Origin of the sequence: Xanthobacter tagetidis (genome assembly GCF_003667445.1) — a bacterium.
Classification (GTDB): domain Bacteria; phylum Pseudomonadota; class Alphaproteobacteria; order Rhizobiales; family Xanthobacteraceae; genus Xanthobacter; species Xanthobacter tagetidis.
Window position 1 is genome coordinate 28,070 of sequence record NZ_RCTF01000002.1, and the last position, 24,292, is coordinate 52,361.

A 24,292-nucleotide genomic window follows, 5' to 3' on the forward strand; every position below is an offset into this window, starting at 1 on the left:
CATTCCCCGCGTCGAGGAGGGTCGCATGACCGCGCTCGCGATGAAGAGCCGTGTCTCGGCTGGACTGCCCTATGTCCTTCTGCTGGTGGTTTCGGCGGTGCTCTGGTACTACGCAAACCACATCGATGTCGCCGCGCGGCCCGGCCAGCTCGGCCCCGATTTCTGGCCCAAGCTCGCCATCGGCCTCATGGCCATCGTCAGCCTGATCGAGCTGGCTCGGGCGGTGGTCTCGCCGAACCATAAGGAGGCGCACGGCATCACCGACCAGCTCGAGTCCGCCGAGCCGTTGGCCGATGCCGACGAGCAGGGGGACCGAAGCCTGCCTCTGCTGCTCGGCGGCATGGCCATGAGCGGCGGCTACGCGCTCTCGCTCGGCATCATCGGCTTTCCGCTCGCGACCTTCCTGTTCCTCGCCGGGTTCATGTATCTCGGCCGGTTCCGCCGCCACACCATGATCTGGACCTCGTCCTTCATCGGCGCCGCGGTGTTCAGCGTCCTGTTTCTGAAGGTGGTCTACGTCTCGCTGCCGCGCGGCATCGCGCCGTTCGACACGATCACCGATCTCATCGTCGGCCTGCACTGAAATCGCGCGGTCCCTGAAAGGGCGTTTCACATGCTCGATACTCTCTCCCAGCTGGGCGCGGGCTTCATTGCCTGCCTGTCGCCGGTCCACATGCTGATGCTGTTCGTCGGCCTCCTCGTCGGCTTGCTGGTGGGCATCCTGCCGGGGCTCACGCTGGTGATGGGCGTGGTGCTGTTCCTGCCCTTCACCTACCAGATGGAGGTGACCTCCGCGATCATCCTGCTGACGGCGATGTATGTCTCCGGCACCTATGGCGGCGCCTTCACCTCGATCCTGTTCCGTATTCCCGGCGAACCGATCCACGTGCCCTTGCTTTGGGACGGCTACGCCATGGCGAAGAAGGGCCAGCCGGCGAAGGCGCTGGGCTGGACGCTGGTGGCGGCGCTCATCGGCGGCCTCGTCTCGGCGGCGATCATGGTGGTGCTCACCAAGCCGGTGGCGCAGTTCGCGCTGCGCTTCTCGTCTCCAGAGTACTTCGCCATCGTCCTGCTCGGGCTCGCCAGCGTGATCTCGCTCGGCAAGGGCTCGCTCTCCTCGGCGCTCATCAGCCTTTCAGTGGGGCTGCTGGTCGCCAGCGTCGGCACGGACGCCATCTATGGTTCGTACCGCTTCACCTTCGAGTCCCCGATCCTCGCCGACGGCATCGAGTTCCTAGTGGTCATGGTGGGCGCCTACGGCGTCGCCGAGGTGCTGGCGCGGCTGGAACTGGGCTTCACCTCCGCCCCGCTCCAGGGGGTGAGCGACACGCGCACCCAACTGCCGAGTCTGAAGGAGATTTCCGGGCTGAAGGGCATGCTGCTGCGCTCGACCCTGCTCGGCCACGTGGTGGGCATCATTCCGGGCGCGGGCGCGACCATCGCCTCGTTCGTGAGCTACGGCGTCGAGAGCCAGTTCGGCCGCCAGCGCGGCCGCATGGGCTCCGGCGTGCCGGAGGGCATCGTCGCGCCGCAGTGCGCGGCCACCGCCTCGGTGGGCGGGGCGCTGATCCCGCTGCTGGCGCTCGGCATTCCCGGCAGCGGCGCCACCGCGGCCATCCTCGGCGCCTTCATGCTGCACGGCGTGCAGCCCGGCCCGCAGGTGATGATGACGTCGCCGGCCATGGTCTACACCATCTTCGCCTCTCTGTTCGTCGGCATCGTCTTCATGTGCGTGCTCGGCTACTTCGCCATCCGGCCGCTGGTGAAGATCATGGACTTCCCGGAGGCCGTGGTCTCGTCCTTCGTCATGGTGTTCTGCTTCATCGGCGCGCTGTCGATCCGCTCCAACGTCACCGACCTGTGGCTGATGCTGGGCTTCGGCGTGGTCGGCTACCTGTTCGAGCGCATGCGCTTTCCCATCGCGCCGATGGTGCTGGGCGTGATCCTCGGCCCGCTCGCCGAGGAGGCGTTCATGAACTCCATGATCTCGTTCCAGAACGACTGGACGGTGTTCTTCACCCGCCCGATCTCCGGCTCGGTCCTGGTGCTCGTGGCGCTGACCCTGCTGCTGCCGGTGATCGGCACCCTGATCCCCCGCCGGCGCGCCGCGCCCGCCGAATAGGGACGCTGGCGACGCGAGCCGTCGCCGGACCTGACGCTCAGCGCTCTGAGGGCGCGTGCAGGCAGCCGAAGGCGGCCGGCATCGAGGAATAACGCAAGGAGGAATTCACATGTCACAGGCCGTCATCATGCCGCTCGACGCGGCGGACGACGCGATCGCCGCGGTCGAGCGCACCATGCGGGCCGCGCGCCGGGCGCAGGAGAGCTTCGCCGACGTGAGCCAGGAGCGCGCCGACGAGGCGGTGCGCGCACTCGCCTGGGCGATCTACGAGCCGGGACGTGCCCGCGAGCTGGCCGAGCTTGCGGTGGACGACACCGGCCTCGGCAACGTGCCCGACAAGGTCGTGAAGAACCAGCGCAAGACCTTCGGCACCCTGCGCGATTTGCTGCGCGGCCGCTCGGTGGGGGTGATCGAGGAGGACCGGGCGAAGGGCATCGTGAAGTACGCCAAGCCCATGGGGGTGATCGGCGCGGTGACGCCGTCCACCAACCCCGCGGCGACGCCCGCCAACAAGGCGATGATGGCGCTCAAGGGCCGCAACGCCATCGTCATCGCGCCGTCGCCGCTCGGCTACCGCACCACGGCGCGGGTGGTGGAGATGATGCGCGCGGAGCTGGCCCGCATCGGCCTGCCGGAAGACCTCGTGCAGATTCTGCCCGAGCCTGTGACGAAGGAGAGCACCACCGCGCTCATGCGCATGGCCGACCTCGTCGTCGTCACCGGGTCGCAGGACAATGTGCGGCGCGCCTATTCGTCCGGTACGCCGGCCATCGGCGTCGGCGCCGGCAACGTGCCGGTCATCATCGACGCCAGCGCCGATCTCGCTGACGCCGCCCGCAAGATCTGCGCCTCGAAGATCTTCGACAATTCCACCTCGTGCTCGTCCGAGAATTCGGTCGTCATCCTCGACGAGGTGTACGACGCGGCCATCGCTGCGCTGGAGGATGCCGGCGGCTTCATGTGCACGGCCGATGAGAAGGAGCGCGTGCGCGCCAATCTGTGGGCCGGCGGCAAGCTGAACCGCAATCTCATCGCCCGCGGCGCGCCGACCCTTGCCGAGGCGTTCCGCTTGCCGGAGGCGGCGCGGGCGGCGAAGTTCTTCATGGTGGAGGAGACCGGCATCGGCCGGGACCATCCCTTCTCCGGCGAAAAGCTCTCGCTGGTGCTGACCGTCTACCGCGCGCGCGACTTCAAGGACGCCAAGCGCCTGGTGCGGGACATCCTCGACCATCAGGGGCGCGGCCACTCGCTCGGCATCCACACCACCGACATGAGCCATGCCCGCGAACTGGCGGAAGACCTCGACGTGGTGCGGGTGCTGGTCAACTTCGCCCACACCTTTGGCAATGGCGGCGGCTTCGATTCCGGCCTCGGCTTCACCCTCTCCATGGGCTGCGGCTCCTGGCAGAAGAACTCGATCTCCGAGAATCTCAGCTTCCGCCATTTCCTGAACATCACCCATCTCGTGACGGTGATCCCGGAGGACAAGCCCTCCGAGGAGGAGCTGTTCGGGCCCTTCTGGGCAAAGTACGGCAAGTGAGGGCTGCGCCATGAACCTCGTCGAACAGGCCGCGAAGGCCCTCGTGCTCGCGCCGGCGGGCATTCCGATCCCGCCCGGCATCCTCGCCCGCTCGCCGCAGGAGGCGGCGGAGGCCTGCCGCGAGATCGGCGCCTGCGTGGTCAAGGCGCAGGTGCCCACGGGCAAGCGCGGCAAGGCCGGCGGCATCAAGGTCGCCGCCACGCCCGACGCCGCGGCCGCTGCCGCAGAGGCGATCCTCGGCATGTCCATCGACGGACATCCCGTCGAGAGCGTGCTGGTGGAGGCCTGCGCCGAGATCGCGCGCGAATTCTACGCCGCCGTGCTGTCCGATTTCGCCAGCCGGCGCCCGCTGGTGCTGTTCTCCACCGAGGGCGGCATGGACATCGAGGAGGTGGCCGCCTCGCAGCCGGACGCGCTGCGGCGCGCGGTGATCGATCCCGAGGCCGGGTTCAGCCGCGAGGATGCCGCCGCCTTGCTGCGCGGCCTCGATCTCGGCGCGGCGCACGACCAGGTGGTGGACATCCTCGCCCGGCTCTATGCCGCCTATGTGGCGAGCGATGCCGAACTGCTGGAGATCAACCCGCTGGCGGTGCTCGGCGACGGGCGCGTGGTGGCGCTCGACTGCAAGTTCACGCTCGACGATTCCGCGGCCTTCCGCCAGCCGGAACTGGCTGGCGCGGCAGCCAGCGACCCCGCCACCGAGCTGGAGCGGCGCGCCGCCGCGGCCGGGCTGAAGTTCATCCAGCTCGACGGAAACGTGGGCGTGCTCGCCAACGGCGCCGGGCTGACCATGACCACCATGGACGCCATCGCCCATTTCGGCGGCCGGCCCGCCAACTTCCTGGAGATCGGCGGCGAGGCCTACACCAAGGCGGAGACGGCGCTCGACCTCGTGCTCTCCAATCCCGGCGTCAAAAGCCTGGTGGTGAACTTCTGCGGCGCCTTCGCGCGCACCGACGTGATGGCCGAGGGCGTGGTGAAGGCCTGGGAGACCCTGCGGCCGACCCTGCCGGTCTATTTCTCGATCCACGGCACCGGCGAGGACGAGGCGGTGCGCCTGGTGCGCGAGCGCCTCGGCATCGAGCCGTTCGATTTCATGGAAGACGCGGTGAAGGCCGCGGTGGAGGCAGCCCGATGATCATCTTTCGCAAGCACCACCGCGTGCTCGTCCAGGGCCTCACCGGCAAGCAGGGCTCGTTCTGGGCCGAGAAGATGATGGGGCAGGGCACCCGCATCGTCGCCGGCGTCAACCCCAAGCGGGCGGGCGAGACCCATCTCGGCGTGCCGCTCTTCGCCAGCGCGCGCGAGGCGGCGCGGGCCCAGCCGTTCGACGTGGCGGTGATGTTCATCCCGCCGGCCGCGGCGCGCGACGCGGCGCTCGATGCCATCGATGCGGGCGCGGGACTGCTGGTGGTGCTCACCGAGCACATCCCGGCGCACGACGTGATGGCCATGCACCGTGCCGCCGCGCGCAGCGGCACCCGCATCGTCGGCCCAAACACCGCCGGGCTGGTGACGCCGGGCGAGGGCTTCGTCGGTATCATGCCGGGCCACAACCCGAACATCTTCCGTCCGGGGCGCATCGGCGTGATCTCGCGCAGCGGCAGCCTCGGCACGCTGGTCTGCCTCAACCTTACCCGCGCCGGGCTGGGCCAGTCGGCCTTCCTCGGCATCGGCGGCGACCCGATGATCGGCACCACCACCCGCGACGCGCTCCAGGCGCTCGACAAGGACCTGGGCACCGATGCGGTGGTGATGGTGGGCGAGATCGGCGGCGCCATGGAGGAGAAGGCGGCCGAGTATGCCGCCGGCATGGAGAAGCCGGTGGTGGCCTTCATCGCGGGCCGCGCTTCGCCGCCCGGCAAAAAGATGGGGCATGCGGGCGCCATCGTCACCGGCAGCGCCGGCGGCTATCCGGCCAAGCGCGCGGCGCTGGAGGCGGCGGGGATCACCGTGGTGGACACCCCCTCGCAGCTCACCGAGACACTCGCCGGCCGGCTTTCGGCGACCCAGCCGAGAGCCATGGCGGCGACCTGAGCGGGGGAGGCGCGGCCGGCCGTCCTGCGAGGGTCGGCTGCGTCTGCCCGCCGGGTCGATAGGGAAGGCCGGGGCGGCTGCGCGGCGCGCTCAGGGCTCGATGCGCTCGATGATGGTCGCGGTGCCGATGCCGCCGCCGCAGCACATGGATTGCAGGCCGAAGCGGCCGCCGCGGCGTTCCAGCTCGCCGATCAGCAGCGTCATCAGCCGCGCCCCGGTCGACCCCAGCGGATGGCCCATGGCGATGGCGCCGCCATTCACGTTCACCCGCGAGAGGTCTGGCTCCAGCTCCTTGATCCAGGCCCCCAGCACGGAGGCAAACGCCTCGTTGATCTCGAACAGGTCGATGTCGCCCAGCGCCATGCCGGCACGGGCCAGGATGCGGCGGGTGGCCGGGATCGGCCCGGTGAGCATGATCTCGGGATCGACGCCGACGACCAGTTGCGCGTGGACGCGGGCGCGGGGCGTGAGCCCCAAAGCGCGCGCCTTGCCCGCGCTCATCAGCAGGAGCGCGGCCGCCCCGTCGGACACCTGGCTGGCATTGCCCGCCGTGATACGTCCCTCCGGCCGGAAGGATGGCTTCAGCGTGGCGAGCTTCTCTACGCTGGACCCCGGCCGCACGCCCTCGTCGTGCGCCAGCGTCACGCCGTCGGCCCCCTCGATCGGGATCATGTCGGCGGCGAACCGGCCGGCCTCCTGCGCGGCGGCGGCGCGCCGGTGGCTCTCGACGGAGATCTCGTCGAGATAGGTGCGGTCGAGCTGCCAGCGCTCGGCGATGCGCTCCGCCGCCTCGCCCATGCTGGGCATGGAGAACCGCTCCACCAGCTCCTTCGGATAGCGCGACCCGTAGCGCGTGTCGTCATTGCCGCCGCGGGTGGCGGACATGACCTCGACGCCGCCGGCCACCACCACGTCGCAGACGTTCGAGCGGATCAGGGTGTCGGCGAAATGCACCGCCTGCTGGGAGGAGCCGCACGCGCGCTGCACCGTGGTGCCCGGAACCTCAACCGGCATGCCCGCCATGAGCAGCGCCGTGCGCGCCACGTTGCCGGCCTGCATGCCGACCTGGGTGGCGCAGCCGGCCACCACGTCGTCCACCTGCGCCGGATCGAGGCCCGTGCGCGCCATGAGGCGGGTGAAGACGTGGCCGAGCAGGGCCGCCGCATGCCATTCGCGCAGGGTGCCGTCGCGACGCCCCACCGGCGTGCGGATGGCATCGATGATGACCGGCTCGCGATCGCCGACCTCGTGAAACCTCATCTCGTCATTCCCCGTCCTGCCGCGTCGTCCGCGCCCGCCTGAGGCGGTTCTCCACATTCACCTGTTCGGCGGCGTCCATGGCGCTTGCCTGGTCGGAGCGGTCGCTGGTGCGCACCATGCGCTTGACCGCGGCAAGCAGTTCCGGCGGGTGGGCGGCAAGCTCTGCCGCCCGACGCGCGACGTCCGATGCGGCATCCGTGCCCGCGGGCAGCACCACGAGGCCCGGAATGGCCGCCTCCGTGGCGGTGAAGATCCGCCCGTTGGCCAGGAGGTCGAAGGCCAGCAGCGGACCGGCGCGCTGCACGATGCCGGGCACCACCAGCGCCGGCACGACCGCATGGCGCATCTCGGGAAACCCGAGCCGTGCGTCGGCGGTGCACACCACCACGTCGCAGGCGAGCGCCAGCGCGCAGCCGGCGCCGAGCGCGAAGCCGTGGACCTGCGCGATCACCGGCTTGTCGATCTCGCCCGGCGCGTCGAGCAGAAGCCGCATGCGGTGCGCATGGGCTGCCGCTGCGGCAGGATCGCTGATGCGGGCCGTCTCCTTCAGGTCGGCGCCGGCAGAAAATCCGGCACCGGCTCCGGCGAGCACCACCACGCGGACCGAGGGATCGGCGCCGGCCGCCGCGATCGCTTCCGCAAGCGCGGCGGCGAGCGCGCCGTCGAGCGCGTTGCGGGCCTCGGGGCGGTCGAGAACGAGCCGCCTCACGCCGTCCGCGTCTTCGACGCGCAGCCTGTCGTCACGGGACATCATTGCCTCCAGCCGGACACCCGCGCGGGGCCGGCAGGCTTGCCGCGGGACCGGACGCGGCCCCGCGGCACCGCCTCACTTGATGGGGTTCTGCACGTCGACCTTGGAATAGATTTCCTCCCACAGGAGGCGCTTGAAGGTCGCCGGGTCGCGGCCGTTCTTCTCCAGCAGGCCGCGCCACTTGTCGGCGAGGCGGGTCAGCTCTGCCGCGATCTTCGCCGGGTCCTTCACGCCGACCTTGCCGCCCTTTTCGACCGCCGTGGCAGTGTACTTCTTGGCGAAGTCCTGGATGAAGGCGCCGAATTCGGCATCGCCCTTGTAGAACTTCGTGCCTTTCTTCGTGTACTCCGCCACGACCTCCTCATCCTCGCGGATGTAGTTGAAGATCGAGTCGGTGACGAGCTGGGGCAGGTTCTCGACGATGGCCTTGCGCTGGTCGACGCTGAGCGCGTTCCACTTATCGATCCGCAGGTCGAACAGGGCCGCGCCGAGGAAGCCGCCGAGGGGATCGAGCAGCACGAACTTCGCCGCCTCGCCATAGGAGCGCGCCTTCTGGGCGGCGATCGAGTGGAGCGCGCAGTCGATGATGCCGCGGTCGAGCGCCTCGTAGGCCTCGTCCGGGCTTACGTTCACCGGCACCGCGCCGAGCGCGCGGGCGAGGTCCGCATAGGCGGAGATGCCGCGCACGCGCTTGCCCTTGAAGTCCGAGAGCTTCTTCAGCTCGGTGCGGCAGTGGTAGACATAGGGCGTCAGCGCGTAGGTAGCGAGGAAGCGGGTATTGAACTTCTTGAATTCCTCGGTGCACTGCGGGCAGTTGAACAGCTCCAGCTCGTTGAGCACCGCCGTCATGACGAGCGGCTCGTCGTTGAGCAGGCTGAACTCGGCGAGGAAGTTGTCCACCGGCATCTCGGTCGGAATGTAGGCGCCGACGAAGTAGCCGGCATCGGCGATGCCGTCGCGCACGCCGCCGGGAATGTCCTTGCCCGACAGGAGCGAGGAGCCGAAGTGATACTCGAACTTCAGCGTGCCCTTGGAATCCCGCTCCACGTCCTGGAAGTAGCGCAGGAGCACCGGATTGGTGATGTGCTTGGGGTTCAGGTAGTTGGCATAGACGATCTTGGTGGGATCGGCTGCCAGGGCCGGCACCGCAAGCAACGGGGCCGTGCCGCAGGCTGCCGCCAGGCCGGCGGCGAGGAGTGCGCGTCTCATCGTGGGTCCTCCCAGTTTTATTTTCATTTCATGATATTCGGCAAGAACAGCGAGATCTGCGGAAAGGAGATCAGCAGGATGAGCGTGATGATGTCCGTGGCGATGAACCACATGACGCCCTTGAAGATGGTCTCCAGCGGCACCGTCTTTCCGACCACGCTCTTGATGACGAAGACGTTGAGGCCCACCGGCGGCGTCACGAGCCCGATCTCCAGGTACTTGATGACCAGGACGCCGAACCAGATGAGGTCGAGGCGGGCGGCCTCCAGCACCGGCAGCATGATCGGCAGGGTCAGCAGCATGATGCCGATGGAATCCAGGAACATGCCGAGGATGATGTAGACCACCGAGGCGCCGATGATGATGGAGAGCCAGTGCAGCTCCATGCCGTCGACCACGTGCGCCACATAGGCCGGCAGGCCGGACACCGCCATGAAGCGCGAAAGCAGGAAGCCGCCGAGGGCGATGAACAGGATGGTGGCGGTGGAGTTCACCGATTCCACCACCGATTCCTTGATGACCTTCCAGTTCAGGCCGCCGCGCAAAGCGACGATGACGAAGGTCATCAGCGCGCCGCCGGCGGCGGCTTCGGTGGCGGTGAAGACGCCCACATACATGCTGCCGATCACCGCCAGCACCAGCACCGGAAGCGGCCACACCGCCGCGAGCACCGCCCAGCGGTCGGCCCAGCTCACCTCCTCCTCGATCGGCGGGGCGAGGGACGGATTGAGCTTGCAGCGGATCGCGATCATGGTCGCGAACATGATCGCCGACAGGATGCCGGGGATGACGCCCGCCACCAGCGCCTGGCTTACCGAGACCTCGGCGAAGATGGCGTAGAGCACCATGAGGATGCTCGGCGGAATGAGCGAGCCGAGCGTGCCGGCGGCCGCGACCGCGCCGGTGGCGAGGCCGGGATCGTAGCGGTAGCGCAGCATCTCAGGGATCGCGATGCGCCCCATGGCCGACGCCGTGGCGACGCTGGAGCCCGAGGCGGCGGCGAACATGGCGCAGGCGGCGGTGCTCGCCACCGCGAGCCCGCCGGGCAGGGCACTCAGCCACAATCGCGCCGCCCTGTAGAGGCTCTGGGTGAGCCCGCCGTGGTAGGCGACCGTGCCCATGAGGATGAACATGGGCACCGCCGACAGCGACCAGTGGGCGATGAAGTTGTAGGGCTGCTCGGCGAGCACGCTGAGCGCCGCGGCCGGCCCGCGGATGACGAGCATCCCCACCACCGACACCGAGGCCAGCGCGAAGGCGATCGGCACGCGCACGGCCAGCATCAGCAGCAGGATTGCGATCGCGAGAATGCCGACGGTGATCGATGACATGGCTGGCCCTTGAAGACGTCGGTTCGGGGAAAGGCGACGGAGTGCGCGGCGTCAGTCGACGTCGAGGGCGTGGCCATGGCGGGTGCCGCCCGGCGCTGCCCTGCCGGTGATGGCGGTGCGCACTTCCTCCGCGGCGTTCAGCAGGAGATAGAGCGCAAGCACCAGCGCGCCGGCCACCACCAGCCAGCGGGACGGCCAGATGGTGACGATCACCGTGCCGACCGCGTATTCGCCGGCCCGCGTCATGGCGAGGGCCTTGAAGTAGGTCGCGTAGCAGAACACGAGCGTCCCTGCGGCGCAGGCGAGATAGACCACCGCGTCGATCGAGGCCACGGCGCGCGGCGGCATCCAACTGGTGAACAGCTCGATGATGACGTGGCCCTTTTCGCGCTGGACGCAGGCGAGCGGCAGGAATGTCACCGCGACCATGAAGTAATTGGCGGTCAGTTCCTGGCTGCCGGGCACGGTGCCGTTGAACAGGCCGCGCATGCCGGCATCGCCGACGACGATGACCATCATCAGCACGATGCTCACGCCGGCGGCGAGCAGAAGCACATTCGCTATCGGATCGAGGATCCTGCGTGCCAATCCCATCGGTCCCTCCCGGGTGCGCCGACTGTGCCGGTCGCATCTTCGTTGTTCCGAACTATAGCAAAGCCTTGATCCAGATCAATACAATTTGTCCGTATTGATACTTAGTCCGGTGGTGATAATTCCGGAATGGATGCCGCGTGGGCTGCGCGGCACGTCGCCGCTCAGGCCGGAACGGAGGCGCCTTGCGTCGCCGTGACCAGCCCAGACCCGTTGCGGACAATGAAATCCGTGGTGGCCGTCCCATTGCGGAATTCCGGATGGGCGAGCACCGCGCGCAGGAATGCCAGATTGCACCCCACACCATCGATACACGTGGCCGCCAACGCGTCGTCGAGGCGGCGGCGCGCGGTCTCCCGGTCCTCGCCCCAGGCGATCACCTTGGCGATCATGGGATCATAGAAGGGCGTGATCTCGTCGCCAGCCCGGACCCCGGCGTCGATCCGCACGCCGTGCCTGGAGGACGGAAGATCGAGCCGCGTCAGCCGTCCGGGTGTCGGCAGGAAGCCGCGCTCGGGGGCTTCCGCATAGAGGCGGGCCTCGATGGCGTGGCCCTGCGCGCGCGGCGCATCGGGGATCGCAGCCGAGAGGTCTTCGCCGGCCGCGAGGCGCAGCTGCAGCGCCACGAGGTCGAGCCCCGTCACCATCTCCGTCACCGGATGCTCCACCTGGATGCGGGTGTTCATCTCCAGGAAGTAGAACCGCCCCGTCGCGGCATCGACGATGAATTCCACCGTGCCCGCGCCGAGATACCCGACCCGCTCCGCAAGCCGGGCGGCGGCATCCCGCAGCCCCTGGGAGACGACGTCCGGCAGGTTCGCCGCGGGGCTCTCCTCAATCACCTTCTGGAAGCGCCGCTGCACCGAGCAGTCGCGCTCGGGAAAGGCGACCGCCCGGCCCGGCGCGGTGCCGAACACCTGCACCTCCACATGGCGCGCTGCGGCGACGAAATGTTCGAGATAGACGCCGTCATCGCCGAAGCTGCGGGCCGCCTGTTCGCGCGCGCGCTCCACGGCGGCGGCGAGGTCTGCCGGAGCGTCCACCCGGCGCATGCCGATGCCGCCGCCGCCGCCCGTCGCCTTCACCAGCAGCGGGAAGCCGACGGCGGCGGCGCAGACCAGGAGGTCGTCGCCCGTCTCCTGCGGGAGCCGTCCCGATCCCGGCAGAACCGGCACGCCGGCGTCCTCGGCACGGGCGCGGGCCCGCCCCTTGTCGCCCATCTCGGCGATGATCGCGGCGGCCGGCCCCACGAAGACGAGGCCGGCTTCCGCGATCTGCCGCGCGAAGGCGGCATTCTCGGACAGGAAGCCGTAGCCGGGATGTATGGCATCCGCGCCGCCGGCACGCGCGGCGGCAAGGATTGCGCCCGCGTCGAGATAGCTCCGCCGCGCCGGGGCCGGGCCGATGTGAACGGCCTCGTCGGCCAGCTCCACATGCAGCGCGTTGCGGTCGGCATCGGAATAGACCGCGATGCTGCGCAGCCCGAGGCTGCGGCAGGCGCGCACGACGCGGCAGGCGATCTCGCCGCGATTTGCGATGAGGACGCTCTTCATCGATCCTTTCCCGATCTGGCGGAGGTGGCGCCCCTGGCGCAGGGATGGCGGTGGCGACTCCCCTAGCGGGGAAAGGCGAGCGTGGCCGTGCCCTGGAACACGCGCCGTCCTCCGGCCTCGCCGACGATGGCGAGATCGCAGCAGGGCGTGCCATCCCGCATTTCCTTCGCTGTCACCTCGACGCTCATGACCACCACGTCGCCCGGCCGGACCGGGGTGAGGAAGCGGCCCTCGATGTCGCGCACGAATGCACCGGGGCCACCGAACGCGCACACGCTGCGCCCGGCGATCCCCATGGTGAGCATGCCGTGGGCGATGACGCCGCCGAGCCCGGCCTCCTGGGCGTAGGCCTGGTCGTAATGGATGCGGTTGAAGTCGCCGGAGGCGCCCGCATACATCACCAATTGGCGGGTGGTGATGGGATCGCTCGCGAGCGTGTCCTTGTCCCCCACCGCCACATCGTCGAAGCGCCGCATCGCCACGCCTTCGCCCTCAGCGCTGGAGGGTGGAATCGAAGGTTTCGTTCAGCACCGCCTGGCCGACGATCTGCGCCGTGCGGTCATGCCCGGCATGGAGCACATGGGTCTCCAGGTCGCGCAGGTAGCGGGCGAGCGGATATTCGTCGAACAGCGCCGTCGAGCCGACCGCGTGGATCAGCTTGTGGGACAGTTCGAAGGCGACGTGCGCCGCCGTGGACTTGGCGCTCATGGAGAGCAGCTCCGCCTCCACCACCGAGCGCGTCTTGAAGGCGCGGATGGCGTCGTGGAACAGCGCGCCGGCCGCATCGAGGGCGATGCGCATCTCGCCCATGCGCATCTGGATCAGCTCCGCCTTGCCGCGGCCGCGCTCGATCAGATACTGGCGGCACCATTCGTACATGCCCTCGGTGGTGCCGAGATAGTTCGCGGTGAAGCCGAGATGGAACCGGCCCTGCCAGCGGCCGCGCGGATAGGCGCCGGGCTCGCCCAGCACGTGGCTGTCGGGAATGAACACGTTGTCGAGGGTGATGATCGGGCTCGCCGCCGCGCGCATGCCGTTCGGCCGATACCAGTCGTTGTCGATCGTCACGCCGTCCATGCCGGGCTCGACGATGAGCATCTGGTGATTGTCGAGATAGTTGTTCACGCCCTCGATGGCCGCGAAGATGATGGCGAAGCTCATCATCGGCCCGTTGGTGGCGTAGTTCTTCTCGCCGTTCAGGATGAAGCCGCCGTCCACCCGCTTGGCGGAGGTGTTCATCATGTACATGTGCTTGCGCTTGGCCTCGGAGCCGACGAAGCCGGTCAGGGTCGGGCGCGCGAACATGGGCTTGATGAAGCGCTCGCGCTGCTCCGGCGTGCCGAGGTCGTTCACCGCCCAGGCGGTGTGGTTCTGCACCTGGTAGCAATGGGCCGTGGAACTGCAGCCGCGGGCGATGACGCGCAGCGCCTGGAGATAGGTGGAGGGATCGTTCGTGGTGAGGTTCGAGCCCTTGCCGCCCATCTCCTTGGGCAGCGTGGTGGTCAGCCAGCCGCGGGCGAAGAGCGCCTCGATGTTCTCGCGCGGCATGTCGCAATTGGTGTCATAGCGCGCGCCGCGCGGGCGGAACTCGCCGATGGCGAGCGCCTCCAGCTCCTTGATGTCGTCGCGCTCCAGCGCCTCGACGGGATCGATCATCGTCTCCTCCACTTCGTTCTGATTGTTCTTGGCTATTGGGCACTGATGGCGGCATCAGCCGCGCCGCGTCTCCGGGCCGCCGCTGGCATAGACCACCTGCCCGTTGACGAAGCCCGCCTCGTCCGAGCACAGGAAGCAGACGAGGTTCGCCACGTCGCGGGGCACGCCCACGCGGCCGATGGCAATGGTCTTGGCCCGCATCTGGCGATAGGCCTCGGGCTCGTGGCCGAGCCGGCGGGCGGTGATCTGCGTCATCTCGGTGTCGATGAAGCCGGGGGCCACCGCGTTCACATTGATGTTGAAGCGCCCGAGTTCCAGAGCGAGCGTGCGCGTGAAGCCCTGGAGGCCCGCCTTGGCGGTGGAATAGTTCACCTGCCCGCGATTGCCGAGGGCGGAGGTGGAGGAGATGTTGCAGATCTTGCCGTAGTTCTGCGGCACCATGTGGCGCTGGGCGGCGCGGGTGCATAGGAAGGCGCCGCGCAGGTGGACCCCCATGACGAGGTCCCATTCCTCGTCTTCCATCTTGTGGATCAGGTTGTCGCGGGTGACGCCGGCATTGTTCACCAGCACGTCGACGCCGCCGAGCCGCTGCGCCACCTCTTCCACCATGGCGTCCACCCGCTCGCGCACCGCCACGTCGCAGGCGATGCCCACCGCCTGGGTGCCGTAGGCCGCGGCGATCTCCGCCGCCGTGGCCTGCGCGGCCGCGGCATCGAGATCGACGATAGCCACCGCGGCGCCGTCCTCGGCGAACCGTTCCGCCGTCGCCCGGCCGATGCCGCGCGCCGAGCCGGTGACGATCACCCGCCGCCCGGAAAAACGCTTCTCCCCCATCGCGAGCCTCTCCCGTCGGGCACCGCTCCGCAGGTCGGCGGACGCGGCGTCTCCTTTATTGTTGATCTATTCTGAGCACGTTCAAATTAGATTGTCACCAATAATATGGTGATAATAGACGCAATTGATGTGATGCGATGGTAACAATATCGCCGCGCCCTGATCCCGCTTCCGGGGCCCGTCCGCTCACGCCGACGCCGGCTGGGCCGGCGCGGGCGCGGCGAGCCCCAGGCGTTCCAGCGCATCGGCGCGCAGCTTGAATTTCTGCACCTTGCCGGTCCCCGAGGTCAGCGGCAGCGCGTCGATGGAGAACACGCGGGCGGGCATCTTGTAGGAGGCGATCTGCGGCTTCAGGAAACCGAGCAGTTCCGCCTCCTGGGCCGTCGCGCCGGCGGCGGGAACCACGAAGGCGATGCCCACCTCGCCGTGCTGCGTGTCCGGGACGCCGACGATGGCGCAAACCTCCACCGCCGGGTGGCGCTGCAGCACGTACTCCACCTCCGCCGGAGAGACGTTGAAGCCGCGCGACTTGTAGGTGTCGCCCAGCCGGCCGAGCAGCGTCACGCGGCCGGTGTCGTCCTGGCGCCCCCAGTCGCCGGTGCGCAGCCAGCCGTCGGGAGTGAGGGCGCGGGCGGTTTCCTCCGGCTTCTTGTAGTAGCCGAGCATGATGGAATAGCCGCGCACCCAGATCTCGCCCGGCTCGCCCGCCGGCATGGGGGCGAGCGTCTGCGGGTCGACGATGGCCACCTCAAGATCCGGCAGCGGCCAGCCCTGGGTGGCGTGGCGCACCTCGCGCGGATCGTCCCAGCGGTTGCGGGTGACGACCGTGGTGGTCTCGGTCATGCCGTAGCCGGTGATGGTGCCGGGCACGCCCAGTTCGTCCTCCACCTGGGCGAGGATGTCGGGGTCGATGCTGAGCGTGTAGGCGAGGCGAAGGGACGACGTGTCGGTGGTGCGGAAATCCTTGTGCGCGAGGAGCTGGCGCAGGATCGGCGGCAGCACGTGCATGCCGGTGACCTTCTCCCGCGCGATCGCGGCGAGGCAGGCGCCGGCGTCGAACTGCTCGCCCAGAACCACCTTGGCGCCGCGCACCCAATAGGGGGCGATTCCGTTCATGGTGGCCATGGAGCCGAACATGGGAATGGCCAGATAGAGGCAATCCTCGGCGGTCAGTTCGACCCGGATGCCGATGTCCCAGGCCTTGCGCCACAGGCAGTGGGAGATCATCGCCCCCTTGGGCAAAGCGGTGGTGCCGGAGCTGTAGGAGATGATGGCGGGGGAGGCGGGATCAGCCGCTAATCTCGGTATTTCATGCCCGGTCCCCTCAAGTCCGGTCCCCTCAAGTCCGGTCCAGGTGACGGCGCCGGCATAGCCGCGGGTCGTCTCCTCGCAGACCACCACGAAGTCGAGCATCGGCAGCGCCGCGCCGGCGATGGCGCCGGGCGACCCCTCGCGCAGGCCGGGGCACAGCTCCGCCAGCGTTTCGAGGAAGTCCGGGCCGTCCCCCGCATCGGCCACGACCACCGCCCGGCAGTCCGACTGGCCGAGCTGGTAGGCGATCTCGTCGCGCCGCAGCCGGGTGTTGAGCATCACGCAGACCAGCCCCATCTGCGCCGCGCCGAGCCAGGACCAGACGAATTCCGGCCGGTTCGGCATCAGGATTCCGACCTTGTCGCCTGCCTTCAGCCCCAGCGCGGCGAACCGCCGGGAAGCGGCGTCCGCCTCCCGCTTGAGGTCGGCGAAGGAGAAGCGCCGGTCGCGGAACACCAGCGCATCGCGCGCGCCGAAAACCGCCTCCAGCTGCGCCAGGGCCTGGGCATAGGTCGCGTCGCGGAACGGATTGCTCATTGTTGATTCCTTCCCTTCTGTCGGCGCGGCTCGCAATCAGGGGCGGCGCGCCAATTGCTTGATTCGGCCCGAAGCGCCGGCGGCGGCGGGACGCAGGCGGGTGCGGCATGAGGCTGCGCCATTTTCCCGCGCGGGGTGGGAGGACGGACGCTGCGCCCGCAGGGGCGTCCGGCTCCGGAACATCCCTGTATCAATGTAGCCGTCAGATGAGTTACATTAGCCGCCATATTGATCGTCGACCGGAGCACCCGAACGCCATGACTGACGCCGCCGGCGCGGGGGTATGGACACCCGACATTTCGAAGTTCGAAGGCCCCCGCTACCTCGCGCTGGCGGGCGCCATCGCCGAGGCCATCGACAGCGGCGAACTGCCGCTCGGCGCCCAGCTTCCACCGCAGCGCGACCTCGCCGAGCAGCTCGGCGTGACGGTCGGCACGGTGGGGCGCGCCTACAACATCATGAAGCGGCGCCAGCTGGTCTCCGGCGAGGTCGGGCGCGGCACGTTCGTGTGCCGCGGCGTCGAGGCCACCATTCCCAACTATTTGCCCGAGCGCATGCCCGGCACCATCGACTTCGCGTGCTACCGCTCGCCGGTCGCGGGCCTCTCCGAAGAATTGGCGAAGGCCATGGCGCAGGCCACCGCGCGCGCGGCCCTCATGCCGGTGCACAAGTATCCGCCCGCCGAGGGCCTGCTGACCCACCGCACCGCCGGCGCGCAGTGGATCCGCCGTTCCGGCCTCCAGGTGACGCCCGACCGCGTGATCGCCTGCGGCGGCGGCCAGCAGGCGCTGCTGGTGGCGATCAGCGCCACGGTCGGCCCCGGCGAAACGCTGCTGTCCGAGGCGCTGACCTATTCCGGCGTCAATTCCCTCGGCGCGCTGCTCGGGCGCCGCCTGGCGCCGGTGGCCATCGATTGCGAAGGCATCGTGCCCGAGGCGCTGGAGGAGGCGGTCGCCGCCACCGGCGGGCGCTGCCTCTATCTCCAGCCCACGGTGCACAACCCGACCTCGGCCATGATGTCCGAGAAGCGCCGCCAGCGCATCGCCGACCTCGCGCGCCGGCTCGATCTGGTGCTGATCGAGGACGACGCGGCGATCAGCGGCATGACCGAGCGGCCGCTGCCGATCGCCCATTTCGCGCCGGAGCGCACCATCTATCTCAGCTCGTTCGGCAAGAGCGTCACGCCGGCTTTGCGCGTCGCCTACATGGCGAGCCCGCCGGCGCTGTGCGAGCGGCTGGTCCACACCCTCCACGCGCTGATGCTGGCCAACGCGCCGCTGCCGTTGGAGATCGCCGGGGCGATGATCGCGGACGGCTCGGCCGACGCCATCGCCCGCCACAATCTCGCGGAGCTGCGCGCCCGCCACGAGGCGGCGCTGAAGCTGCTGGAGGGCTGGAAGGTGTCGAGCCACCCGGCGGCGTTCTTCCAGTGGCTGCACCTGCCGGCCCACTGGCGGGCGGCGGAATTCTGCGAGGCGGCCCATCGCGAGGGCGTTTCGGTGGTGCCGTCCGAGAACTTCACCATCGGCGGCGCGACGCCGCCGCGGGCGTTCCGCATCTCCGTCAATCCGGCGCAGAAGACGAGCGTGCTCGCCAAGGGCCTCGACATCCTGACCCGCCTCGCCCGCGAGCGTCCGCAGCCGCGCATGGCCGTGGTCTAGGCCGCGCGCCACCGGCGCAGGTGGGCGGCCGAGCCGGGCGCTCATGCCTGCGGTTCCGGCGCGCCGGCAGGACCATGCAGCGCGATTTCCCAGTCGAGATAGGCACGCATGCCGGCGAGGCCGCGCCGATAGGGCGGCTCCACCACGTCGTCGGCGGCCGCGCCATCCGGCAGGCCATCGGCCACAGGCAGGCCTGCCGCGCGCCATGCGGGAACGCCGCCGTCCAGCACCTGGACCTGCGCGAAGCCGAGGCGCGCCAGGGTGCGCGCGGCGAGGATGGACTGCGCCGGCTCGGCAGAGGCGAGCACCACCGCCCGGCCCTGGGGAAGCCCCGGCGCAAGCGCCTCCAGCGAGCCGCGCGGCAGCCAGAGCGCGCCGGGCAGGCGGCCCGCCATCACGTCGCGGCTCGATCCCACGTCCACCACCACCGGCCGGTCTCGCGGCGCGCCTTCCAGGCGGCCCGCGAGGGTCGCCGCATCGATGAAGGCGGTGGCGGCGCGCGCCGCCGCAAGGCCCAAAGGCGCGGGCCGCGGGCGGCCCTTCTCCTCGCCATGGCCCGAGGCCCGCCAGGCGGGCATGCCGCCGGCGAGCACGTGCACGCGGGGAAAGCCCATGCGCCGATACCAGTAGGCCGCGAGCAAGGCGCGGGCGTCGCCATCGTCCACGAACACCATGTCGGCGCCCGGCACGGCGATGAAATCGTCCGCCCGCTGCACCGCCTGCCCGCCGGGCGTGAACGCGGCGCCGACGATGTGCCCGGCGGCGAAGGCCTCTTCCGTCCGCACGTCCAGGATGCGCGCCCCCGCCGAGGGATGCGCCAGGAGCGCCGCGAGCCCCGCGGGCGGGAGCAGGCTCACGCCGACGTCGCGCGCGAGCGCTTCGGCGCGGGCGGCGGCATGCGCGCAACTGGCGGGGGAGGGGGGCGCCGTCGGGGTCTCGCCGTGCGCCAGGGCGCGGCCGGCCAGCCGCCAGCCCATGGTGCCGTTCTCAAGCGCGAACACCGCGCGCGCGCCCAGCAGGGCCAGAGTGGCTGTGCCGATGATGGAGCGGGTGCGGCCGGCGCAATTGACCACCACCGTGTCGCAGTCCGCCTCCAGGTCCGCGAGCCGGAGCGCCAGCTCGAAGCCGGGCGCCGAGTGGGCGGCCGGGATGTGGGCATCGACGAACTCTTCCGCCGTGCGCACGTCCCAGACGGCGATGCGCGCGCCGGCCGCGCGGCGGGCATCGAGCGCCGCCGCATCGAGGTGGCGCACCCCGTCCTCCGCCAGCACGCGCTCGCCGAAGGCCTTGCACGGCACGTTGACGCCGGTGGCCGGCACGCCGCCCAAGGCGCGCCAGCCGTCGAGGCCGCCGTCGAGCACGCTCACGCGGGCGTAGCCGAACGCCCTGAGGTCGTCCGCCGCCAGCCAGGCGCGCCGGTCGTCCCCGCCGTCGTCATAGAGCACCACGGGCGTGGAGCGGGCGGGAACCAGCTCTTCCATGCGGAATTCGAGCCGGCGGCGCGGCAGCGAGGTGGCCCCGGGGATATGGCCGCGTTCGAAGGCGCCGTGCTCGCGCACGTCGAGCAGCGCCCAGTCGCGGCATGGCCAGGTGTGGCGCGGATCGGCCAGCGCCGCGGCGAAGGCGTCCGCCGCCATCAGGGGCGCGGTGGCGATGGCGTCCATCGCTCAGCTCGCCGGGGCGGCGCGATAGACCATCACCCGCCGGTGGCGGTAGACCGGCGCGCCGGAGGCATCGCGGCCGTCGATCTCCTGGATCAGCAGCTCCATGGCGCCGGAGCGCGCCTGCTTCTCCTCCACGCCGACGAAGGTGATGCGGCAGGTGAGGACGTCGCCCACCACGATCGGCCGCACATAATGGAAGCCCTGCTCGCCCGCGAGCACGCGCCGCCGGTCGAGGGGACGCGTCCATGGCGGCTCCTCGGGCGCGAGGAAGGAGACCGGGAAGGTGGGCGGCGCGATGATGCCGGCATAGCCCTGCGCCCGCGCCGCATCGGCGTCGCGGTACACGGGGTTGGGATCGCCGATGGCGTCGGCGAAGCGCCGCACGGCGCCCTTCTCCACCTCGACGACGTAGGGGGCGCTGCGGCTGCCGATGAGCGAGCGGTCGATCTCGACGGTCACGGCGACCTCCCTCAGGCCTTCTTCCACTGGCTGTTTTCGCGCTCCAGGATGGCGGCCGCGATCATGTTCTTGTGGATCTGCATGGTGCCGCCATAGATCGAGCCGCCGCGCACCTCGGCGTAGCGGTGGGCGAGGGGATATTCCTTGGTGTAGCCGTTGGCGCCGAGCACCTGGATGGCGTCGTCGCAGATCTCCTTCGCCGCCTTGGCGGTGAACACCTTGGCGATGGACGTCTCCAGCGGGGCGGGCAGGCCGGTGACCTGAGCCGTCGAGGCTGCTCGCATCACCAGGAGGTGGGCCGCGTCCAGCTTCACGCGCATGTCGGCCAGCATCCACTGGATGCCCTGGAAATCGCAGATCTCGCGGCCGAACTGGCGCCGCTCCTTGGAATAAGCCAGCGCATATTCGTAGGACGCGCGGGCCGAGCCCAGCATGCGCGCCATGCTGCCGAGCCGCTCGGCATTGTAGACGCTGATGAGCTTGCCGAAGGCGCCGCCATCGAGCAGCACGTTCTCCTTCGGCACCCGGCAGTCGTCGAAGTAGAGCTCGAACAGAAGCTCGTCCGCCATGTTGAGCGTGCCGCTGGAATGGCGGAAGCCGGGCGCATCGTGCGGGACGATCACCGCGCCGATGTCGGACGCCTTCCCGGACGTGCCGAAGCGGCAATAGACCAGGGTGAACTCGTTGATGTTCACGAAGCTCACGAACTGCTTCGAGCCGTTGAGGACGACGTGGTCGCCCTCGATGCGGGCGCGGGTCTTCAAAGCGGTGGCGGCCGAGCCCGCCTCGGGCTCGGTGATGCCGATGGAGATGCCGATCTCGCCGCGGCACAGGGGCTCGACGAAGCGCGCGCGCTGGTCGGGCGTGCCGTATTCCGCGACGGCGCCGATCGCGCCGGTGGAGGTGCGGTGGCAGAGGCCGCCGACGATGGGGGCGCAGGCCTGGAGCGTCTGGATCACCAGCAGCGTGTCGAGCAGCGGCAGGCCGAGGCCGCCATGCTCGGGCGGCAGGTTCAGCCCGAGAAGGCCCTGCTCGGCCATGGCGCGGCGCAGGCGGCGCACGCCCTCGACGCTGGTGTCGGCCACCAGCGGCGCGAGCTTGCGCTCATAGGCGCCCTTGGCGGCGTCCATGAGCTCCTTCTGGCGATCGGTCAGCTGAAAATCCATCCCGGCCCTCTTCCTGCCCTGCCGGCGCCTCGTCGGAGGTGGCGCCGAAATGTATCTATTTTTATCGTCACATTGTGTCTTGAACGTTACCCTACATCAAGGCAAATTTGAGTGGATCGCGGGATTGTACCCCCGCCATCCAACCCAGAACGGGAGGACCTGTCCCATGCCGCGCTTCGACGCCGTGCCGGAGGATGACTTCAAGCGCGGCATGCGCCGCCTCGCCGCCGCGGTGAACGTGGTCTCGACCCTGGACGAGGGGCGCCCCGCCGGCCTCATCGCCACCGCGGTGTGCTCGGTGAGCGCCGGGCCGCCGAGCCTCCTGGTCTGCGTCAACCGGGGCACGCGCACCCACGGGCTCATCGTCGAGGCCGGCGTGTTCTGCGTGAACGTGCTCGCCGCCGACCAGATGCCGTTCGCCCGGCAGTTCCTGGCGCGCGACCCGGCGGAGCGGTTCGCGTCCTGCCGCTGGTCCACGCTCGCCACCGGCTCGCCGGCGCTCGACGAGGCGATGACCAATTTCGACTGCGAGGTGTCGTCCCAGTTCAGTTCGGGAACCCACGACATCCTGGTCGGCCATGTGGTGGCGATGCGGCAGCGGGAGAGCGGCAATCCCCTGCTCTATTTCGAGGGGGACTACCGCCACATCGGCCATGGCGAGAGCGCCTGAGCGCGCTCAGTCCTCGACGACCGCCACCACCTGGCCCTCGTCCACGCCGTCGCCGGCGGCCATCAGGAGGCGGGCGACGCGGCCTGCGCGGGGGGCGACGACGGGGATCTCCATCTTCATCGATTCGACCACCACCAGCGTATCGCCCGCCGCCACGGTCGCCCCTTCGGCCACCGCCACCTCGAACACCACGCCGGTCACGCTCGACACCACTTCATGCTGCGCCATGGACCTCATCCCGCCTGTCTGTATGGGTGCGCCCCGCCGAAAATTACCGAGACGAGACGATGACAATATGATCTAAATGAATTGATATTTGAAGGAACAATCAGACCAATTCGCCGCGAAAGACGGCGGCGGCCCGACGGCCGCCAAGCGAGACGGGAGCGAAGCCGGCCCACATGGACGAGGACACGCTGAAGGAACTCGACGCGCGCCGCGCCGCCGCCCGCGCCATGGGCGGCGCGGCCGCGCTCGCCAAGCTGAAGGCCGCGGGCAAGCTCGATGCGCGCGCGCGGGTGGAGCAGCTGCTCGACCCCGGCTCGTTCCGCGAGATCGGCCTGCTCGCCCGCAGCCAGCACGGCGCGCTCAAGGCCCGCACGCCGGCCGACGGCCTCGTCGCCGGCTGGGGCACCATCGACGGGCGCGAGGTCTATGTGGCTTCCGAGGACGCCTCGGTGATCGCCGGGACGCGCGGCCGCGTCGCCGAGGCGAAGAGCCAGCGCGTGCGCGACCTCGCTCTGCGCCACCGCCGCCCCTTCATCGCGCTGATGGAGGCCGGCGCCGGCCGCTTCCAGGAGAACAACGGCGCCATCGCCGCCGGCCTCGGCGCCCGCTTCAAGGAGCATTTCCAGCTCTCGGGCCGGGTGCCGCAGGTGGCGGCGGTGATGGGCGCGTGCTTCGGAGGGCCGTCCTTCACGGCGCTGCAGTCCGATCTCGTCACCATCGTCGCCGGCTCCGGCTTCATGGGCATGTCGGGGCCGCCGGTGGTGAAGGTGGGCATCGGCAAGGAGGTCTCGGCCGAGGACATCGGCGGCGCGCAGAAGAGCGCCGCCGTCACCGGCCAGGCGGACCATCTGGCGCAGAGCGACGCCGAGGCGCTGGCGGCGATCCGCACCTTCCTCTCCTTCCTGCCCTCCAATTGCGACGAGCTGCCGCCCGACGTCGCCCCCCGCCCGGCCGCCTGCGACACGCCGGAGGGCGCAGCGCGGCTCGCCGCCATCGTCTCCGACAACCACCGCCGTGCCTACGACATGGAGGAGCTGATCGGCCTCCTCGTCGATGGCGGCGAGATGTTCCAATACCGCCAGAGCTATGGCCCGAGCCTTATCACCGCGTTCGCCCGCATGGACGGGCACGCGGTCGGCATCCTCGCCAACAATCCCATGAAGCTGGCCGGCGCCATCGACGAGAAGGGCATCCAGAAGGCGCGCAAGTTCGTCGACACCTGCGATGCCTTCCACATCCCGCTGGTGTTCCTGGTGGATTGCCCCGGCTTCATGGTCGGCCCGGAGATCGAGAACCAGCGGATGGTCTCGCTCGCCTCGCGCTTCCTCAACTCCGTCATCGGCGCGAGCGTGCCCAAGGCGACCATCGTCCTGCGCAAGGCGGTGGGCCTCGCCTATCTCGCCATGGGCGGGCGGGTGATGGCGCCGGACGCCCTCGTCGCCTGGCCCACCGCCCAGTTCGACGTGATGGGCCCTGCGGCCGGCGTGGAACTCACCTACGGCAAGGAGATCTCCAAGGCGGCGGACCCGGCCGCGCGGCGCCGCGAGCTGCTCGCCAGCGCGGAGGCGCAGGCCTCGGCCTATCTCGCCGCCGAGATGGCGCTCATCGACGACGTCATCGCGCCGGCGGAGACCCGCGGCGTGATCCTCGACGTCCTCGCCCGCACGCGCTCCGGGCGCGTGCCCTCCTTCAAGCACCGCATCGATCCATGA

At 69.8% G+C, this 24,292-nt stretch carries 22 protein-coding genes; 8 read left to right on the forward strand and 14 right to left on the reverse strand.

All coding sequences use genetic code 11. The features are described from left to right. Positions 1 to 25: 25 nt before the first annotated feature. The 5 genes from D9R14_RS02985 (at position 26) to sucD (ending at position 5,699) form a co-directional block, all read left to right on the forward strand. Positions 26 to 583 carry a tripartite tricarboxylate transporter TctB family protein gene (locus D9R14_RS02985; protein ID WP_245420524.1) on the forward strand — a complete coding sequence of 186 codons (558 nt, stop codon included), beginning with the start codon at positions 26 to 28 and terminating at the stop codon, positions 581 to 583. Between the two features lie 30 nt (positions 584 to 613). Then, positions 614 to 2,122 (forward strand): tripartite tricarboxylate transporter permease, encoded by a 1,509-nt coding sequence (locus D9R14_RS02990; protein ID WP_121621835.1) that lies wholly within the window; start codon positions 614 to 616, stop codon positions 2,120 to 2,122. Positions 2,123 to 2,231: 109 nt separating this feature from the next. Further along, positions 2,232 to 3,662 carry an acylating sulfoacetaldehyde dehydrogenase gene (sauS, locus tag D9R14_RS02995; RefSeq protein WP_394010223.1) on the forward strand — a complete coding sequence of 477 codons (1,431 nt, stop codon included), beginning with the start codon at positions 2,232 to 2,234 and terminating at the stop codon, positions 3,660 to 3,662. A gap of 10 nt (positions 3,663 to 3,672) precedes the next feature. Beyond that, complete coding sequence (gene sucC / locus D9R14_RS03000) at positions 3,673 to 4,800, forward strand: ADP-forming succinate--CoA ligase subunit beta (protein ID WP_121621836.1); 1,128 nt, start codon at positions 3,673 to 3,675, stop codon at positions 4,798 to 4,800. Then, a complete protein-coding gene (gene sucD, locus D9R14_RS03005) occupies positions 4,797 to 5,699 on the forward strand; it encodes a succinate--CoA ligase subunit alpha (RefSeq protein WP_184759538.1) in 903 nt (300 codons plus the stop codon). The genes sucC and sucD overlap by 4 nt, the downstream gene beginning before the upstream one ends. 90 nt (positions 5,700 to 5,789) lie before the next feature. Here the strand turns inward: sucD and D9R14_RS03010 are convergent, their stop codons facing one another. From D9R14_RS03010 to D9R14_RS03055, 10 genes are all read right to left on the reverse strand, one after another. Continuing rightward, positions 5,790 to 6,959: a thiolase family protein gene (locus D9R14_RS03010; RefSeq protein ID WP_121621837.1), complete on the reverse strand. Its 1,170-nt coding sequence runs from the start codon at positions 6,957 to 6,959 to the stop codon at positions 5,790 to 5,792. 4 nt (positions 6,960 to 6,963) lie between these two features. Next, the gene (locus D9R14_RS03015; RefSeq protein ID WP_170168464.1) at positions 6,964 to 7,710 is read right to left on the reverse strand and encodes an enoyl-CoA hydratase/isomerase family protein; all 747 of its coding nucleotides are present in this window, start codon (positions 7,708 to 7,710) and stop codon (positions 6,964 to 6,966) included. A gap of 75 nt (positions 7,711 to 7,785) precedes the next feature. Beyond that, positions 7,786 to 8,919, reverse strand: a complete 1,134-nt coding sequence (locus D9R14_RS03020) for a C4-dicarboxylate TRAP transporter substrate-binding protein (RefSeq protein WP_170168465.1) — start codon at positions 8,917 to 8,919, stop codon at positions 7,786 to 7,788. A gap of 23 nt (positions 8,920 to 8,942) precedes the next feature. Then, positions 8,943 to 10,250 (reverse strand): TRAP transporter large permease, encoded by a 1,308-nt coding sequence (locus D9R14_RS03025; protein ID WP_121621840.1) that lies wholly within the window; start codon positions 10,248 to 10,250, stop codon positions 8,943 to 8,945. Between the two features lie 51 nt (positions 10,251 to 10,301). Continuing rightward, complete coding sequence (locus D9R14_RS03030; RefSeq protein WP_121621841.1) at positions 10,302 to 10,844, reverse strand: TRAP transporter small permease; 543 nt, start codon at positions 10,842 to 10,844, stop codon at positions 10,302 to 10,304. 161 nt (positions 10,845 to 11,005) lie between these two features. Further along, positions 11,006 to 12,394, reverse strand: coding sequence for an acetyl-CoA carboxylase biotin carboxylase subunit (locus D9R14_RS03035; protein WP_121621842.1), 1,389 nt, complete (start codon positions 12,392 to 12,394; stop codon positions 11,006 to 11,008). A 62-nt stretch (positions 12,395 to 12,456) separates the two neighbouring features. Beyond that, positions 12,457 to 12,870, reverse strand: a complete 414-nt coding sequence (locus D9R14_RS03040) for a MaoC family dehydratase (RefSeq protein WP_121621843.1) — start codon at positions 12,868 to 12,870, stop codon at positions 12,457 to 12,459. Positions 12,871 to 12,886: 16 nt separating this feature from the next. Beyond that, the gene (locus tag D9R14_RS03045; protein ID WP_121621844.1) at positions 12,887 to 14,050 is read right to left on the reverse strand and encodes an acyl-CoA dehydrogenase family protein; all 1,164 of its coding nucleotides are present in this window, start codon (positions 14,048 to 14,050) and stop codon (positions 12,887 to 12,889) included. Between the two features lie 54 nt (positions 14,051 to 14,104). Then, the gene (gene fabG, locus D9R14_RS03050) at positions 14,105 to 14,884 is read right to left on the reverse strand and encodes a 3-oxoacyl-ACP reductase FabG (RefSeq protein WP_121621845.1); all 780 of its coding nucleotides are present in this window, start codon (positions 14,882 to 14,884) and stop codon (positions 14,105 to 14,107) included. A 186-nt stretch (positions 14,885 to 15,070) separates the two neighbouring features. Further along, positions 15,071 to 16,732, reverse strand: coding sequence for a class I adenylate-forming enzyme family protein (locus D9R14_RS03055; protein ID WP_121621846.1), 1,662 nt, complete (start codon positions 16,730 to 16,732; stop codon positions 15,071 to 15,073). Between the two features lie 257 nt (positions 16,733 to 16,989). Between D9R14_RS03055 and D9R14_RS03060 the strand changes: the two genes are divergently transcribed. Continuing rightward, positions 16,990 to 18,393: an aminotransferase-like domain-containing protein gene (locus D9R14_RS03060; RefSeq protein ID WP_170168466.1), complete on the forward strand. Its 1,404-nt coding sequence runs from the start codon at positions 16,990 to 16,992 to the stop codon at positions 18,391 to 18,393. A gap of 41 nt (positions 18,394 to 18,434) precedes the next feature. On the opposite strand, the gene D9R14_RS03065 is transcribed toward D9R14_RS03060, so the two are convergent. The 3 genes from D9R14_RS03065 to D9R14_RS03075 are packed head-to-tail and all read right to left on the reverse strand — an operon-like array spanning position 18,435 to position 21,682. Then, a complete protein-coding gene (locus tag D9R14_RS03065; RefSeq protein ID WP_121621848.1) occupies positions 18,435 to 20,057 on the reverse strand; it encodes a rhodanese-like domain-containing protein in 1,623 nt (540 codons plus the stop codon). A gap of 3 nt (positions 20,058 to 20,060) precedes the next feature. Continuing rightward, positions 20,061 to 20,516, reverse strand: a complete 456-nt coding sequence (locus D9R14_RS23015; RefSeq protein WP_170168467.1) for an FAS1-like dehydratase domain-containing protein — start codon at positions 20,514 to 20,516, stop codon at positions 20,061 to 20,063. 11 nt (positions 20,517 to 20,527) lie between these two features. Next, entirely contained in the window at positions 20,528 to 21,682 is a 1,155-nt protein-coding gene (locus tag D9R14_RS03075) for an acyl-CoA dehydrogenase family protein (protein ID WP_121621849.1), read from the reverse strand. 166 nt (positions 21,683 to 21,848) lie between these two features. Between D9R14_RS03075 and D9R14_RS03080 the strand changes: the two genes are divergently transcribed. Continuing rightward, positions 21,849 to 22,352 carry a flavin reductase gene (locus D9R14_RS03080; RefSeq protein ID WP_170168468.1) on the forward strand — a complete coding sequence of 168 codons (504 nt, stop codon included), beginning with the start codon at positions 21,849 to 21,851 and terminating at the stop codon, positions 22,350 to 22,352. Between the two features lie 6 nt (positions 22,353 to 22,358). Here the strand turns inward: D9R14_RS03080 and D9R14_RS03085 are convergent, their stop codons facing one another. Further along, entirely contained in the window at positions 22,359 to 22,580 is a 222-nt protein-coding gene (locus D9R14_RS03085; protein WP_121621851.1) for a biotin/lipoyl-containing protein, read from the reverse strand. A gap of 173 nt (positions 22,581 to 22,753) precedes the next feature. Here D9R14_RS03085 and D9R14_RS03090 point away from each other — a divergent pair, with 173 nt between their 5' ends. Next, positions 22,754 to 24,292 carry an acyl-CoA carboxylase subunit beta gene (locus tag D9R14_RS03090; RefSeq protein WP_121621852.1) on the forward strand — a complete coding sequence of 513 codons (1,539 nt, stop codon included), beginning with the start codon at positions 22,754 to 22,756 and terminating at the stop codon, positions 24,290 to 24,292.

Bases quoted from the DNA above. Each gene is read 5' to 3' on its own strand.
- D9R14_RS02990 (WP_121621835.1), top strand. From the start codon at position 614: ATGCTCGATACTCTCTCCCAGCTGGGCGCGGGCTTCATTGCCTGCCTG.
- D9R14_RS03020 (WP_170168465.1), bottom strand. From the start codon at position 8,919: ATGAGACGCGCACTCCTCGCCGCCGGCCTGGCGGCAGCCTGCGGCACG.
- sucC (WP_121621836.1), top strand. From the start codon at position 3,673: ATGAACCTCGTCGAACAGGCCGCGAAGGCCCTCGTGCTCGCGCCGGCG.
- D9R14_RS03045 (WP_121621844.1), bottom strand. From the start codon at position 14,050: ATGATCGATCCCGTCGAGGCGCTGGAGCGCGACGACATCAAGGAGCTG.
- D9R14_RS03030 (WP_121621841.1), bottom strand. From the start codon at position 10,844: ATGGGATTGGCACGCAGGATCCTCGATCCGATAGCGAATGTGCTTCTG.
- D9R14_RS02985 (WP_245420524.1), top strand. From the start codon at position 26: ATGACCGCGCTCGCGATGAAGAGCCGTGTCTCGGCTGGACTGCCCTAT.
- D9R14_RS03055 (WP_121621846.1), bottom strand. From the start codon at position 16,732: ATGAGCAATCCGTTCCGCGACGCGACCTATGCCCAGGCCCTGGCGCAG.
- D9R14_RS03040 (WP_121621843.1), bottom strand. From the start codon at position 12,870: ATGCGGCGCTTCGACGATGTGGCGGTGGGGGACAAGGACACGCTCGCG.
- D9R14_RS03085 (WP_121621851.1), bottom strand. From the start codon at position 22,580: ATGGCGCAGCATGAAGTGGTGTCGAGCGTGACCGGCGTGGTGTTCGAG.
- D9R14_RS03025 (WP_121621840.1), bottom strand. From the start codon at position 10,250: ATGTCATCGATCACCGTCGGCATTCTCGCGATCGCAATCCTGCTGCTG.
- D9R14_RS03065 (WP_121621848.1), bottom strand. From the start codon at position 20,057: ATGGACGCCATCGCCACCGCGCCCCTGATGGCGGCGGACGCCTTCGCC.
- sauS (WP_394010223.1), top strand. From the start codon at position 2,232: ATGTCACAGGCCGTCATCATGCCGCTCGACGCGGCGGACGACGCGATC.
- D9R14_RS03015 (WP_170168464.1), bottom strand. From the start codon at position 7,710: ATGTCCCGTGACGACAGGCTGCGCGTCGAAGACGCGGACGGCGTGAGG.
- fabG (WP_121621845.1), bottom strand. From the start codon at position 14,884: ATGGGGGAGAAGCGTTTTTCCGGGCGGCGGGTGATCGTCACCGGCTCG.
- sucD (WP_184759538.1), top strand. From the start codon at position 4,797: ATGATCATCTTTCGCAAGCACCACCGCGTGCTCGTCCAGGGCCTCACC.
- D9R14_RS03035 (WP_121621842.1), bottom strand. From the start codon at position 12,394: ATGAAGAGCGTCCTCATCGCAAATCGCGGCGAGATCGCCTGCCGCGTC.
- D9R14_RS03090 (WP_121621852.1), top strand. From the start codon at position 22,754: ATGGACGAGGACACGCTGAAGGAACTCGACGCGCGCCGCGCCGCCGCC.
- D9R14_RS03060 (WP_170168466.1), top strand. From the start codon at position 16,990: ATGACTGACGCCGCCGGCGCGGGGGTATGGACACCCGACATTTCGAAG.
- D9R14_RS03075 (WP_121621849.1), bottom strand. From the start codon at position 21,682: ATGGATTTTCAGCTGACCGATCGCCAGAAGGAGCTCATGGACGCCGCC.
- D9R14_RS03010 (WP_121621837.1), bottom strand. From the start codon at position 6,959: ATGAGGTTTCACGAGGTCGGCGATCGCGAGCCGGTCATCATCGATGCC.
- D9R14_RS03080 (WP_170168468.1), top strand. From the start codon at position 21,849: ATGCCGCGCTTCGACGCCGTGCCGGAGGATGACTTCAAGCGCGGCATG.